This window comes from Bifidobacterium vansinderenii, from assembly GCF_002234915.1.
Taxonomy (GTDB): domain Bacteria; phylum Actinomycetota; class Actinomycetes; order Actinomycetales; family Bifidobacteriaceae; genus Galliscardovia; species Galliscardovia vansinderenii.
On sequence record NZ_NEWD01000036.1, the window covers coordinates 1 to 14,448 of the forward strand.

11 protein-coding genes and 3 pseudogenes are annotated in these 14,448 nt (G+C 63.3%); 9 read left to right on the forward strand and 5 right to left on the reverse strand.

The annotated features are described in order from the left end of the window. Positions 1-327: pseudogene (locus tag Tam10B_RS10715) on the reverse strand (hypothetical protein); the annotation flags it as partial. A gap of 36 nt (positions 328-363) precedes the next feature. Further along, positions 364-477 (reverse strand): annotated as a pseudogene (locus tag Tam10B_RS13880) (transposase-like zinc-binding domain-containing protein); the annotation flags it as partial. 149 nt (positions 478-626) lie between these two features. Between Tam10B_RS13880 and Tam10B_RS10725 the strand changes: the two are divergent. From Tam10B_RS10725 to Tam10B_RS10735, 3 genes are all read left to right on the forward strand, one after another. Continuing rightward, the gene (locus Tam10B_RS10725) at positions 627-1,820 is read left to right on the forward strand and encodes an SLC13 family permease (RefSeq protein WP_093961233.1); all 1,194 of its coding nucleotides are present in this window, start codon (positions 627-629) and stop codon (positions 1,818-1,820) included. Between the two features lie 144 nt (positions 1,821-1,964). Then, positions 1,965-3,740, forward strand: a complete 1,776-nt coding sequence (locus Tam10B_RS10730; protein ID WP_093961234.1) for an exonuclease SbcCD subunit D — start codon at positions 1,965-1,967, stop codon at positions 3,738-3,740. Beyond that, positions 3,737-7,516 carry an AAA family ATPase gene (locus tag Tam10B_RS10735; protein WP_093961235.1) on the forward strand — a complete coding sequence of 1,260 codons (3,780 nt, stop codon included), beginning with the start codon at positions 3,737-3,739 and terminating at the stop codon, positions 7,514-7,516. The genes Tam10B_RS10730 and Tam10B_RS10735 overlap by 4 nt, the downstream gene beginning before the upstream one ends. Before the next feature lie 84 nt (positions 7,517-7,600). Here Tam10B_RS10735 and Tam10B_RS10740 read toward each other — a convergent pair whose 3' ends face one another. Continuing rightward, on the reverse strand, positions 7,601-8,203 hold the full coding sequence (locus Tam10B_RS10740; protein WP_093961236.1) for a hypothetical protein: 603 nt from the start codon (positions 8,201-8,203) through the stop codon (positions 7,601-7,603). Between the two features lie 515 nt (positions 8,204-8,718). Between Tam10B_RS10740 and rpsF the strand changes: the two genes are divergently transcribed. The 4 genes from rpsF to rplI all read left to right on the forward strand — a co-directional run bounded on the left by rpsF (position 8,719) and on the right by rplI (position 10,638). Then, positions 8,719-9,015, forward strand: coding sequence for a 30S ribosomal protein S6 (gene rpsF, locus Tam10B_RS10745; RefSeq protein ID WP_093961237.1), 297 nt, complete (start codon positions 8,719-8,721; stop codon positions 9,013-9,015). Positions 9,016-9,150: 135 nt separating this feature from the next. After that, positions 9,151-9,813: a single-stranded DNA-binding protein gene (locus tag Tam10B_RS10750; protein ID WP_093961238.1), complete on the forward strand. Its 663-nt coding sequence runs from the start codon at positions 9,151-9,153 to the stop codon at positions 9,811-9,813. Positions 9,814-9,921: 108 nt separating this feature from the next. Then, complete coding sequence (rpsR, locus tag Tam10B_RS10755) at positions 9,922-10,170, forward strand: 30S ribosomal protein S18 (protein WP_093961239.1); 249 nt, start codon at positions 9,922-9,924, stop codon at positions 10,168-10,170. A 15-nt stretch (positions 10,171-10,185) separates the two neighbouring features. Beyond that, positions 10,186-10,638 carry a 50S ribosomal protein L9 gene (rplI, locus tag Tam10B_RS10760; RefSeq protein ID WP_093961240.1) on the forward strand — a complete coding sequence of 151 codons (453 nt, stop codon included), beginning with the start codon at positions 10,186-10,188 and terminating at the stop codon, positions 10,636-10,638. A gap of 327 nt (positions 10,639-10,965) precedes the next feature. Here rplI and Tam10B_RS10765 read toward each other — a convergent pair whose 3' ends face one another. Continuing rightward, on the reverse strand, positions 10,966-11,313 hold the full coding sequence (locus Tam10B_RS10765; protein ID WP_093961241.1) for a tautomerase family protein: 348 nt from the start codon (positions 11,311-11,313) through the stop codon (positions 10,966-10,968). A 467-nt stretch (positions 11,314-11,780) separates the two neighbouring features. Here Tam10B_RS10765 and Tam10B_RS10770 point away from each other — a divergent pair, with 467 nt between their 5' ends. Then, positions 11,781-12,311, forward strand: a complete 531-nt coding sequence (locus Tam10B_RS10770) for a GtrA family protein (protein ID WP_093961242.1) — start codon at positions 11,781-11,783, stop codon at positions 12,309-12,311. A 210-nt stretch (positions 12,312-12,521) separates the two neighbouring features. On the opposite strand, the gene Tam10B_RS10775 is transcribed toward Tam10B_RS10770, so the two are convergent. Continuing rightward, positions 12,522-13,853 (reverse strand): MFS transporter, encoded by a 1,332-nt coding sequence (locus tag Tam10B_RS10775; RefSeq protein ID WP_093961243.1) that lies wholly within the window; start codon positions 13,851-13,853, stop codon positions 12,522-12,524. Positions 13,854-14,361: 508 nt separating this feature from the next. On the opposite strand from Tam10B_RS10775, the pseudogene Tam10B_RS13060 reads away from it, so the two are divergent. After that, a pseudogene (locus tag Tam10B_RS13060) lies at positions 14,362-14,436 on the forward strand (histidine phosphatase family protein); the annotation flags it as partial. Between the last annotated feature and the right edge of the window lie 12 nt (positions 14,437-14,448).

Below are 14,448 nucleotides of genomic sequence, written 5' to 3' on the forward strand. Positions count from 1 at the left end.
GCCGTCGCACACCAGCAATCCCGGCCCCTTCACCCCGTGGAACAGCTGCAGGTAGGCCGGCTTCGTCTCCGTGGAGCACCACTGCCACCTCACCGGCCGGCCGTCGTCGCCGGTCAGGACCAGCAGGCACCAGCCATAGGGCACGTACGTGCCGTCCGCCATCACATACCGGTGGGAGCGCGAAACGGACGGAAGGGTCGGCTCCACCCTCCAGCACCACGCGATGCGGGTGGCGAACGCCTGCCGGGTGATCCCGAGCCGGGCCGCGGCCTCGCCCATGGACTGCTTGCCGGTCACCCATGAGAGGAACGCACGGAACTCCGCCATGCGCGCCCGGTCCTCCCGTCTCATGGTCGAGCTCAGCCGGCACGCATCGCACCTCCAACGCTGCGCCCCGGCCCTCGTGAATCCCTTCTTGCGCATCGGCTCATTGCACACCGGGCATCTTCTCGCCTTCGAGGACTTGTTCCTGCTCATGGAACAAGCCAACCCGAAAAGTCAAGCACCCGGCCGGATTAACAACCAAACCGTTAATCACACCCCGACACGCAAGACAGGAGAACACCTCGCCCCGGATTTAAGACCCACGTTTCTTTACTTAACCCTGATTCACGGAGGAATAGCCATTGAAGCGCTGGATCATCGAGGTGCTTAAACGTGAAACCGTACTTGTCGTAGCCGCGATCCTCGCGCTGATCTCCTGCTTCATCGTGCCGCCGGACGCCGAATACGCCGGCTACATCCACATGAACACCATCTCACAGCTCGCGTGCCTGATGCTCGTGGTCTGCGGATTCCAGCGCATCGGCGTCTTCCGCATCATCGGCGCGAAGCTGCTTGGACGCGTGCGCACCGCCCGCGGACTGATCCTCACGCTCGTGGCCCTGCCGTTCTTCTCCGGCATGCTCGTGACCAACGACGTGGCGCTCGTCACGTTCATCCCGTTCGCCGTGGCCGTGCTCATCATGGCCGACATGGAGTCGCAGATCTGCCTGGTGGCCACGCTCATGACGCTCGGCGCGAATCTGGGCGCCATGCTCACGCCAATCGGCAACGCGCACAACCTGTACCTCAAGGCCGTCTCCGGCATCGGCACCCCGGAGTTCTTGGCCATCATGGCACCGTATTCCGGTTTGGCCGCCGTGCTGCTCGTAGCGATCATCTGGTTCGTATTCGGAGACCGCGAGGTCTCGCAGTTCGAGAATCTCGGCGCGCAGGGCATCGAGCAGGGAGTGCTCGCGCCGAACCCCACGCAGCCGCAGCCCGACGAGATCCGCATCACCGGCTACGGCGCAGGTTACGGCGGTTGGCGCACCGTGGTGTATTCGCTGCTGTTCCTGATCTGCCTGCTGGGCGTGGGCGGCGTGCTGCCGCTGTGGCTCATGGTGGCGATCGTGTTCGTCACGTTCCTGTTCTGCGACCGTCGCGCGTTCGCCAAGGTCGACTGGTGTCTGCCGCTCACGTTCTGCATGTTCTTCATCTTCATCGGCAACATGCGTCGCGTGCCGGCGTTCTCCTCGCTCGCCGAGTCGCTGGTGGGCGGGCATCCGCTCGAGCTGGGCGTGGCGTTCAGCCAGGTGATCAGCAACGTGCCGACCACGCTGCTGCTGTCCGGCTTCTCCGACGCGTGGCGCGAGCTGATCATCGGCACGAATCTGGGCGGCATGGGCACGCTGATCGCGTCCATGGCGTCGCTGATCTCCTACAAGGGCGTGGTGGCGAAGTATCCGGAGCATCGCGGCCGTTACCTGGCCGTGTACACGGGCATGAACGTGGTGTTCCTGATCGCGCTGGTGGGTCTGGCGCTCGTGATCGAGTAGGTTCTCGCCGAAAAAATCGCAGAACTGCAAAGTAGCGTAATGAGAGCGTTGCAATTTCGCGGCTCATTTTTCGGTACTTTGCGGTTCTGCGATTTTGGAATCGATGATGGACGCCGGAGTCCATGAACGAACTAATCTGGGCTCATGAGGATTCTCCATACTTCGGATTGGCATATCGGGCGGCGGTTCAAGGGCCTTGACCTGAGCGAATATCAGCGGCGGGCGCTCGACTGGCTGGTCGACACCGTGCGGCGCGAACACGTGGACGTGGTATGCGTGTCCGGCGACGTGTATGATTCCCCGATGCCCTCCGCCGCCTCGGTGGACCTGCTTGACGACGTGCTGACCCGGCTGACCGCGCTCACGGATGACGAGGGGCGGCCCGCGGTGGATGTGATCGTGACGCCCGGCAACCATGACTCCGCGCGCAAACTCGGGTTCGGCTCGAGGATGATGCGCCCGAATCTGCACCTGCGCTGCGACACCGCGCGGCTTGCGGAACCGGTGATCGTCACGCGCGGGAGCGACACGGGGGAGGAGCGTCTGGCCGTGTATGCGCTGCCGTACCTGGATCCGGACGCGGCAAGGCCTGCGTTGGAGAAGTTGCTCGCGGAGGACAGCCTCCGAAACTCTGGGGATACCCCGGAAACCTCCGCCGCGCCCGACGGCATTGTGCACAACAAACGCAACTCTGGGGATAACGCCCCCAACGAGACCGAATCCCGGCGTTCCGACCCTGATGCGGCGCCCGCCGACCAGACCGATACCGACGAGCATCCCGACCCCGACCCCAACGCCTGCGCCCGCATCCCGCGCTCGCATGAGGGCGTGATGACCGCCGCGATGCGCCTGATCCGCGCCGACCTGCAGCGTCGCCGTGCGGAGGCAATAGCCGACGGCGTGACCTTCCGAGCGGTGCTCATGGCCCACGCGTTCGTCTCCGGCGCGTCCCCCAGCGACTCCGAACGCGCCATCACCGTCGGCGGCGTGGACAGCGTTCCCGCCGCGGTGTTCTCCGACAGCGGGCTGGATTATCTGGCGCTCGGCCACCTGCACCGCGCCCAGCAGGTCCGCATCCCCGCAGTCCAGGCCGGTGCCCCCACCGATGGGACAATCGCCGCTTTCGCCGTCGTCTCGACCGACACTCCTGCCGATGCTGCGACCGACAGTCTGACTGACGTTAAGCCCGTCTCGACCGCCACGGCCGCAATCAGTCCGGCGCCACCCATCGCCCGATACGCGGGATCGCTGCTCGCCTACTCGTTCTCGGAGGCATGCGTGCCTCCGGCGATCGGCAACGGCAAGAGCGTAGCGATTGTCGATCTGCCCGCCGAGTCAGCCGCGTCACGGTACTCCGTCACCGGCGTCTCCGCCGATCCGACCGCATCGGATTCCATCGATCCCGGCATCACAGCTGACTCCGACAATCCCAATAACCCCAACGATGCCAACGCGCACGTTGCCGTTCGCACGCTCCCCGTGGAATCCGGCCAGCCCGCGCTCGTCCAGCTCAAGGGATCTCCCGACGACCTGCTCGGCGACCTCGCCGCGGAACACCGCCACGACTGGGTGTCGCTCACCGTGGTCGCCGACGCCTACCCGCACGGTATGTATCAGAAGCTCGACGTCGCGTACGAGCACGCGCTGGAGAAGAACTTCGAAATCACGCGGCGAACCGATCGCGGCGGTATCGGAGACGGTCACGATCGAACCATGGCGAATCTGCACGAAACACGCAACGAACTCGACGTGCTTGAAGGATTCGTCCGCTACACGCTCGGCCGTGATCCGAACGACGACGAACTCGCCGTACTGCGCGACGCCGTGGAACGTGTGCACGCCGTCAATGACGATGCAAAAGACAGTGCGAAAAGTCGGGGAAACGCCGACGCCAAGAGCGAGAAGGGAGTCCGCGCATGAAGCTGATCGGCATGCGGTTTAAAGGCATCGGACCGTACGAACAGGAATACTCCATCGACTTCGCGGCGCTCAACCGGTCGCACATGTTCCTGATCGAAGGCGAGACCGGCGCCGGAAAATCAACGATCCTCGACTGCATCAGCTTCGCGCTGTACGGCGACGTGTCGGTGGACGCGGCCAGCAAGGACCGTCTGCGCTCGCGATTCCTCGGCACCGAGCAGACGCCGTCGTACGTGGATCTGATCTTTGAACTCAACGACGCGTTCTACCGTGTGCGCCGAGAGCCGGCCTTCGAACGGCGCAAACTGCGCGGCAACGGCACGGTGTCGGTGAACGCCAAGGGTCTGCTGTGGCAGGTGGACGACGGGCTTGCGGCGTTGCTGCCGAGCGCGTCCGACGAGCTTGACGGCACGGCCACACGATACTTCGATTACGCCGACGATGCGGATCATGCCACGCAGCTGGCTAGTCAGGCGCGCGACACCGGCGCGGAGATCCTGCGGCTATTGCATCTGACGCGTGACCAGTTCTCCAAGACCGTGATGCTCGCGCAGGGCCAGTTCTCCGGCTTCCTGCGGTGCAAGCCGGAGGAGCGCACGCAGCTGATCAAAAGCCTGTTCGAAGCGGACGTGTACGAGTCGATTCAGAAAACGCTTGACGAGATGCGCAAGGCCCAGTCCGATCAGGTTGCCGCACAGCGCCGTGACGTGGTGGCCGCGATCCGTGACGCGCGCGGCAACGCCGAGGCGATCGAACGACGTGCGCACGACGTTGATGCCGAGAAAGACGTTGCGCGCATTGATCTGGACGAGTTCGACTTCGAATCCGAAGGGCTTGATCTTGAATCGGCGTCATTCGATTTTGACAAGACCGACGATATCTCCGGTGCCAGGGCCAACGCCGAGCGCGATTCCGTCGATCCGCTTGATGCGATCAGGGCGAACTGGTGTCTGACCGACGACGGCGATCTGGCCGAACCGGCCATGAGCCCGTCCGACATCGCCGCCACGCTCGACCGTCATTTGAACGACGTCGCAACGGCATCGACCGAACTGCTCGAACACAGTCATGCCGCGCTGACAGCGGCCACGACTCGACTCGATGACGAGCAGCGGAAACTCGACGCCATGCGACGGCTGTCGGATGCGAACAAAGAGTATCGGAATGTGGCCGATCGCCGGGAAACGCTGGAACGGCGTCGACAGAGCATCGACGGTATGCGCGATCGACTGCGAGACTCCGCGTCGGCAGAGCCCGTGGCGCGCGCGCAGCGTGAACTGGCCGCTGTGCAGGGACGTCGTGCGAAGAGCGATATCGAGCTGAGCAAGGCACGGATGGAACTCGATGCGTGCGAGTCCATGAACGATCTGACGGCGGCCCGCGAGAAGGAGAATGCCGTGGCGACCGGTCTATCCGCCGCAGAAGCGGATCTACGCGCCGCCAAGGAACTCGGCACACGTGCCGCCGCTGCACGCACCGCGTGGAGGAAGGCCGATCACTCCCGGCGACAGATGCAGTCGTGTGCGGGGTCGGCTGAGTCTGCGCGCGCGGCGCTACGGGAACTGGAACATGAGGCTACCGAAGCGGATCTGCGCCGACAGTTGGAAGACGTGATCCGTCGCGAAGCCGCGCAATCCGGTCTGCAGGATCGGTTGCAGGCCGCCCGGACCGTACTCGATCACGCGCGCAAGCGACAGGAAGAGCAGTCCCGGCTGGCGGATCTGCAGACCGCCGTCGAACAGACGGCTCAGAAGCAGCGAGAAGCCGACGACGCCTACACGCAGGCGCGGCGGGCGTTCTTCGCGGCGGGTGCCGCACGACTGGCATCGGAGCTCGCCGAGGGACAGCCGTGCCCGGTGTGCGGCAGCGTGGACCATCCGCATCCGGCCGTGACGCAGGACGGGCGAAACGATCATGATGATGCGGCCGAGACTGAGACCGTTGCGGCGGCCCGCGCGAACATGGATGTCGTTCCCGACGAGGCTCGACTGAACCAGCTTGATCAGGCTGCCAGACGCGCCGCACAGCAGGTGGTCGAAGCCGAGAGCGCGGTTGCGGTATGCCAGACGCGCATCGATGCGGAAACCGAACAATCCCAGGGCTTGAACGTCGAGGACGCCGAAGGCGCAGTCGCGCAGGTTCGTAAGGAGTTGGACGGCATGCGCGAGCTCGGCAAGGAACGGGCACGGTTGGAGGCGCAGCTGCAAAAGCTCCATGACGCCGGTGAGCGGGCCGCCGAATGCGAGCATCGCGCGGACGTGGCGAGGGCCGAGACGGCCGGAGCGCTGGAACTGGTTCGCGCCGCCGTGAAATCATGCGCGGCGGAAACGAGTGCGAAATCCGCAGCGGCGGTCTCCGAGTCCGGCGCGGCCGTCAGCGCGGATGCGTCCGATGAGTCCGGCATCGCCGACGAGCTGGCCACACTCGCCGAGCATATCGACACAGTCGCGGCCCGTGCGGTCGCCGACGAGCGCGCGGCGAACGATGCCATCGCCGTTTGCGAGCGCGCGGCGCGCGAGGTCTCCCGAATCGATCAGAAGATCACGCGGCGCAATGCGTTGGAGCAGCGGGTCGGCGAACTCGCCGCCGTATTGCAGGAGATCGATCGACAGCTGTCCGCGGCGTCGACGGCATGCGACGAGGCGTTGGCGCAGAGCGGTTTCGGCGATATCGAGACGGCGCTGACGGCGTGCCTCGACGCTGCCGCTGCCGCGCGATTGCAGTCCGAGATCGAGCGTTTCGACCGTGACGATCACGCGACCCAGGCTGAGGTCCAGCGCACGCTGGACGCATTGCGTACCCAGCTGACGTCGGACATCGTACGGTCGGTGTTGGCACAGTACACGGCGGATGACGACGAGACGGGCATCGGCAGTATATCCGCTGACGGTAGAGGATCGTCTGACGGTGACGTGTCTGGTAATGACGTGTCTGGTGGTGACACGGCCGTGGCCGGCGATGCCGCCCAATCGGCGACGACCTCCACGCGGCAGTCGTATCAGTCGACCAACGCGTCACTCAAATCGGCGCCTAACCCCGACCGGCTGAACGCGATCGTACGGGATCTTGAAACGGTTGTGCGTCGAGCGGAAGCCGACCGTGACGCGGCCATCCGCGCGGAGGAACAGGACGAGAATCTTGATGCGGAACGCGAGCGGGTCGCGAAGACGCTGCGGTCGGCACTCGACTTGTGGGTGTCTTCGTCGGCGCGATTCGTGCCCGTACGCGACATGGCGCTACTTGCCGGAGGCCGCGCGGGATCACTCGCTACTGGCACCGCCAACGAAGGACTCTCGCTCGTCACCTACGCCGTCACCGAACGATTTCGCGACGTACTCGACTGTGCCAACGAGATCCTGCGCGACATCAAGGGCGGCGTCTACGAACTGCGGCTCGGAGCGCACGAAGGACGCACCGCCAAAACCGGTCTGCCGATCGAAGTGTTCGACCGTCGCAGCGATCTCGCGTGCGAGGCCACCACGCTGTCCGGTGGCGAGACGTTCTTCGTGTCGCTGGCGCTCGCTTTGGCGCTCGCCGACATCATTCAGGCGGAGAACGGCGGCATCTCCATGGATACGCTGTTCATCGACGAGGGGTTCGGCTCACTGTCGGAGGAGTACCTCGACGACGTGCTCGACGTGCTGCGTGCGATGAGTCGGCATCGCGACATCGGCGTGATCTCGCACGTGGGACAGCTGAAGGATCAGATCGCCGAGCGGATCAGCGTGACCCGCATCAGCGAGGACTCCGCCAGCCGCCTCACCGTCACGGTGTGAGTGTCAATCACTTGGCTCCCCTCAGAGAGGGAAGCCTGTGGATAAAGAGGGTGGCTGCCTCGGGCCACTACGAGCCTGACTAGATCAGCCGAAGAGGCGGCCGAACAGGCCGCTCGCGGCGTTACCTAGGGAGCCTGCGGCGTCGCCGAGCGATCCGGCGGCGTCCTGCAGATTCGCGTTGCCGAGCGCATCCCCGGCCGCGCCGGCCAGACCGTCGGCCGCACCCTGCAGCGTGCCGCCCAGATCGGCGCCGGCGGCGGTCAGTCCGTCAAGTGCACCGCTGAAGTTGCCGCTGGTCACGCTCTCCCACGCGCCCTGCGCGGCATCGCCGAAACCGGAACCGGCCAGATCGCCAAGCGCGGCCTGTCCGGCATCGGCCAGACCCGAACCGGCGTCCGTCAGTCCGCTTGCGGCGTCGGCAAATCCGGCCGTCGCGTCCTGCGCCACCGTGCCGAGATCTCCGGCCGCGCCGGTCAACCCGTCCAACGCATCCTGTCCGTAAGCGCCGAGGTTACCGACTGCGCCGTTCGCCGCGTCAGCGAAACCGCCCACCGCATCCTGCGCCGCGGTAGCGCCGTCACCCAGCACCGAACCCACCACGTCGGAAAGTCCTGTGTTCTCGGCCACCTGACCGAGCAGATCGCCGGCGCCGTTCGACAATGCATCCTTGAGAAAACCGAATACCATAATGTCCCCCTTCATTCGTGCCACGACGGCTCCGCGTGTGATCCTTGTGATCTCAGCGATCTGTACGATCTCTGTGATCTACATAATCCGTACGTGTACGTCGTGCAGTTTCCGTTGTAGTCCGTGCAGTTGTGGTTCGTGTGTCGGTTTAGGGCCATCATCGTCACCTTAGAACGACACTATCGTTTGATCTGTTGAAATAATGATCTGTATACAGATAAACCGACGCAGCTGGAAAACGGCTGGGAGTTTAGTGAAGATTGGGGTGGGGAGGGTGGCGTGCGGGTCGTTCGGTCTGCGAAGGCTCCGTAGAGGAGGTGGAAGAAACGGAAGCGGAGGAAACGGCAAAAGCGGTAGAGGGAAATCAGCGTGGAAGATCGGCGTGGCGCGAACGCAACTCGCCGTCGTCGTAGTCCGTGGGGGAGTGTAGCTTATGAGAGTTGCCCATTTTGGGCACGCGCTTACACACTCCTGCCATGGACCGTCCATGGCCTTTAGTCCGAAGGAGGTGGGTGATGTCTGCGCACAAGTATGAACTGATGCTCATTGCCGATCCCGAGCTGGATGAACGAGCACTGAAGAAGCTCACCGAGCAGTTCCTCACGGTTGTCACCGATGAAAAGGGCACCGTCGACAGCACCGATTACTGGGGCCGTCGCAAGCTGGCCTACGAGATCGCCGGCAAGACCGAGGGCAACTACGCCGTCGTCGAGTACACCGCCGAACCGGCCACCAGCGCCGAGCTCGACCGTCTGCTGAACCTCAACGAGTCCATCATCCGTACGAAGATTCTTCGTAAGGACGCCAAGTGATCCTTCGGGCATAGCCCGAATCACTTCCCACGTCTTACACGTCTAGAACCTCTAGAGCATAGAACGTCAACGAAGTACGATTCCCGGCCGAACCCAAGCCACGGCGAGGGTGCGGCGAACCAGGAAGGCTGAATCATGGCAGGAGATACCGTCATCACGGTCGTGGGCAACCTCACGGCCGATCCTGAACTGCGTACCATTCCGAGTGGTGCCACGGTGGCGAACTTCACCATCGCCTCCACCCCCCGCACCTACAACAGGCAGTCGGGTCAGTGGGAGGACGGCGAAGCGCTGTTCCTCCGCTGCTCGGCATGGGATTCGAACTACAACCCGATCGCTTCCAACATCCAGGCGTCGCTGGCCAAGGGCATGCGCGTGATCGCGCAGGGCCGCCTGACCCAGCGTTCCTACACCGCCAACGACGGCAGCACCCGCACGGTGGTGGAGCTTCGCGTGGATGAGATCGGACCCGCACTGTCGCGCAACACCGCACAGGTGACCCGCAACAGCAACGGTGGCAACGGCGGCTACCAGGGCGCAGGCCAGGGTGGCGGATTCGCCGGTGCCCCGCGCAACAACGCGGCTCCCGCGCAGGGAGGCTACCAGGGCGGATACTCCGGTGGATATTCGGGCGGTTACCAGGGCGGCGCACCCGCTCAGGCCGCTCCGCAGCACCAGTCCGCACCGGCCGCCCCCGCGGCCGATCCGTGGTCGAGCGGTGCCGACGCCTCGGGTTCCTACGGTTCGTTCGGAGCCACCAATGATTTCGGTGGCGGAGACGACGAGCCGGAGTTCTAACGCTTACCATCGTCAACCGTCAACGGCAGGCACAGGCCACAGCCGGACGGCATGACGAACAACAGACACAAAGTCAAAGACATCAGTCGTAATTTGTAAGGAGTGCATATGTCACGCAAGAGGCCGCAGCCGCCGGTGAAGCCGTTCAAGAAGAAGCCGAACCCGCTGAAGGCTGCCAAGGTTACCGAGATCGATTACAAGGACGTGGCTCTGCTGCGCAAGTTCATCTCCGATCGCGGCAAGATCCGTTCCCGTCGTATCACCGGCGTCACCGTCCAGGAGCAGCGCGAGCTCGCCAAGGCCATCAAGAACGCCCGCGAGATGGCTCTGCTGCCGTACGCCACTTCCGGCCGCTGATAGGAGGATTTAGCAATGGCTAAGGATACCAAGGTTATTCTCACCACCACCGTTAGCAACCTGGGCCACTCCGGCGACGTCGTCGAGGTGAAGCCGGGCTACGCCCGCAACTACCTGATCCCGCAGGGCCTCGCCTTCGCGTGGAGCAAGGGTGCCGCCGCTCAGATCGAGCAGATGCAGCGCGCTCGCCGTGCCGCCGCTCTCGCCACCCGCGAGGACGCCGTGGCCGCCAAGAACGCCATCGAGGGCACCGTCGTCGAGATCGCCGCCAAGGTCTCCGAGTCCGGCAAGCTGTTCGGCGCCATCTCCACCAAGCACGTTGCTCAGGAGCTGTCCGCCAAGGGCACCGCCGTTGAGGCCAAGGACATCACCGTGGAGAACATCAAGACCACCGGCGAGTTCGCCGCCACGGTCCAGCTCCACCCGGAGATCTCCGCCAACTTCACCATCAAGGTGGTCGCCGCCTGATTTCGTTCTCCGCGGCTCGGCCCGGTTTGATTCCGGGCTCCGTGGGAATGACGTCAGTCGATAATCGACCAACCCGAGCTTAAGCCCAAGGGCCCCGCAGAATCGCGCATTGCATTTGCGCGTCTGCGGGGCCCTTTTCGTTGTGTTGGGTTGTTGTGTTGGCGGGAAACCCGGCGTGACAAGGTTTCTTTCTCCGGCTCCCCTCAGTCGGCTTCGCTGACAGCTTCCCTCAGCGAGGGGAGCCATGATTTGGTGCTGTGGCTCCCCTCGTCACCGAGGGGAGCTGTCCGCCGCATGGCGGACTGAGGGGGAGCCAAAAGAGAAAGACTAGAAGTTGTGGCCAGACCAACCCCAGTCCGTCGTTGCCGTGTAACGGATGTAGACGCGGTTGGACGGGATGCTGAGCACGTCCTCCAGCGCAGCGTCGATCTGGCGGGTGAGCTCCTCCCAGCTGGCGCGCGGTACGTCGCTGCCGAACACGTTCACCTCCACGTAGGCGGCGGGCTTGCCGTCGTCGCCGCCGAAGTAGATCGGCATGTTGTCTTCGAACGGGCACATGAGCCAGCCCTCGGACTTGCCGGGAACCGCGGTGATGGCCTTGCCGTACGCGGTCTTCAGGGCCTCGCGCTGCTCCTTGCTGATATTGGTGCTGGCATGGGTGTGAATGACGGGCATGATCGCTCCTTTGATTGATCGGTTACTGTCCCGATTCCAGCGTAACCCGCCCCGCAGGTGTTCCGTGTGAACCGAATTGTGCGGTTTTCGGGTGTTGTGGAGGCGATGTGCCCATACAAGGTGGAAAATCGTTCGGAATTGATTCTTAAATGTGTGATTGTGTTCGAGGGATGTATCGGTCCTTGGTTGGCCGGTTCACAAATCGAAGATACCGGGGAAAGATGGCGGTATTCTCCCAAAAATCCGAGCTATCTTCGATTTGTGAACCGCTGTCCTCTAAGCCCCTAACAAATCTCTCCCAAAAATCCCACAAAAGCGAACATTCACAACGATTCCATCGACCAGCGCGCGGGAGCTCACGCGGATCTCTCAAATCGTAAAGATCGGGAAGGAATTCCAAGCTCTGAGCCCGCAGGTCAGGGTGCCTGAGTTAAATGGGGCGGGTGAGAAAACTGATTGAACAGCTTATGAAATTCGGCATCGTGGGTGTTATCGCCTTTGTCATCGATTACGGCCTGATGAACCTGCTCCTGATGATGCACATGCACAACATTCTGGCCACGTCGATCTCTTTCTTCGTATCGCTGATCTTCAACTATCTGGCGAGCATGAAGTTCGTGTTCAAGCATCGTGCGGACATGGCCCGTTGGATGGAAATCGCCATCTTCTTCACCTCCTCGTTCATCGGTTGGATCATCAACGAGGTGATCGTGTGGATCAGCACGTCGTGGATGCCGCACGATTCGATGTACACGATGCACACGCAGTACGTGATCTGGACGAACATCGGCAAGCTGGTGGCCACGGCCGTGGTGATGGTCTGGAACTTCGTCATCCGTAAGTGGCTGCTCGACGACACGCACACCAACGCCATGAACCGTCTGCGTTCCGACGAGAACAAGCTCACGGAGGAGGAGCTGGAGGCCAAGCGCGAGAAGAGCTTCTCGCACCGCCTGGGCATGTGGTCGATCGAGCACGCGCCGTTCGGCTGGAAGTAGTTCCGATTCGGTAGGAATCGAGTTGGGTTGAGGGTTCATCGGCAATCGCTGACGAACCCTCAATTGCTATGGGAGTCGACGCATCCCCGGATCGTCGAACACGAGCTCCGCTGCGGCCCTGAGACGATCATGTGGCCGTCGCGCGATCGACGGAGCAAGCCCTCACCTACCCAGAGAGAGCTCGCCGACCACGGGACGGCAACCCGCCCGTCACACGTGCACTTCGGCGAGAATCGGCGTCTCTGTGCTGGACTTGATCTGCTTGAAGCCCACGAACGCGATCACCAGCGAGGCGAGCGCGAGCACGGTCACCGTCATGAATCCGCCGTGCGAACCGTAGCGGTCGATGAACTGGCCGGCGATCGCGGATCCAACCGAAGCGCCGATCGAGTTCATCGCTCCCATCCATGCCACGCCTTCGGTGAAGCGCGACGGCGGCACCAGATGCAGCATGATCTGGTTTCCGTTGATCCACGTGGGCGCCTGGCACACGCCGCACAGCAGGTAGATGATCATGATGACCCACAGATGGTTGGCGAGTACGAAGCAGCTGATGCCGATGTTCACTACCGCAAGGCAGAAGTAGAAGCGCTTCCACAGCGATATCGTCCAGTTCTTCGCGCCGTACACCACCGCGCCGCACAGCGAGCTGAACGAGAAGCACGCGAACACGAAGCCCGTGAACTGGGCCATGTCCTGCTCCTTGGCGAACGCGATGATCGAGATGGCGGTGGCGCTCTGGAACGCGCCGAGTCCGAACCAGGTGACGCACACGGCGATCAGGCCCGGCCCCCAGATCGAATCCTTGGCATTGTCCGCGTCGCCGCCCTGAATGGCCGCCGCGCGGGCCGCCTCACGCTCGCGGTACTCCTTGCGCGTGAGTCCGGCCGCGCGCGCCAGCTGCGTCTGCGACGGCGGTTCGGTGGTCAGCTCGGTGAGGAACATGAGCGCGCCCACGAGCACGCACACGCCGGTGAACGAGAACGCGAGCACGCCGGAGATCACGGCGAGGATCGAGGCGAGCGGGTTGCCGATCACCCACATGCATTCGTCGAACACGCCGGACAGCGACAGCGCGCGGTTGATCTTCTCGCTGTCTCCCTTGAGCTGGTGCGTCCAGCGGGCGCGGCTCATGGCGCCCCACGGCGGGATGCATGCGAGGAACGGCGTGATGCAGTACAGGATCCATTCGGGCACGCGGTGCGTGATGCACGTGACGAGCGCGATGGCCGAGATCATCCACAGAATGATCGTGGGGATGGAGACCTGCCTTTGGCCGAACTTGTCGGTGAGCTTGCCGAGCAGCGGCGTGAGGATGGCGAGCGCGATGGCCTGCACGGCGGTGAGCGCGCCGGCGAGTCCGTAGCTGCCGTAGTAGGTCTGCACGGAGATGGTGATGGTCATGCCGACCATGGGGAACGGCATGCAGGCGATGACCGAGCCGATGGCGTAACGTGCGGAGTGCGGCATGCGGAGAAGCTCCGCATAACCGCCGAATACACGATGGTTGACGTCTTTGATCGCTTGGATGAATGTTGACATGCCTTGCCTCTCCTCCTTTGGTGGTGCTCGTGGCGTTGCCGGCCGCGGTCCGCTTTGGCCGCGCCGCCGTTCCGCCCGTGACAGGGTACAGGTACGTGTGTTTGACTGTGTTCGTTGATTTTTCGATTGTGTTTGCATACCGACCATTCGGTTACTGCATGCAAACTTGAGCTAGCCTATACCTTTTCCCGACCTCGACACGCAGCATTCGCCCAGTATTCATATGAATTTTCTGTGACCTCGGGAACAGTCGCTGGCGGTGGTCGCCGGGAGCCGCCGGGTGGTCGCTGAACAGACGCGAACATGCTCGTTGCTCCTCGTCCGTTCCCGCCGATCTGCGTATGCCGTTCCGACAGCGGGAAAGCCGATCGTGCGCGGGTAGACTGGATGACAGCGATAACAATGTTCGTCGTTGGCGACTGTCCCCTCGGTTCGTTCAGCGAATCCGGCCGACGAGTCCATCCCGACGAATCCGTCCGACGATCCCAGCAAAGGAGCCTCATCGACGATGCCCGCAACCACCATCCATCTGGTCCGTCACGGCGAAGTGTTCAACCCGAACCACGTGCTCTACGAACGACTGCCNNNCNTNNNT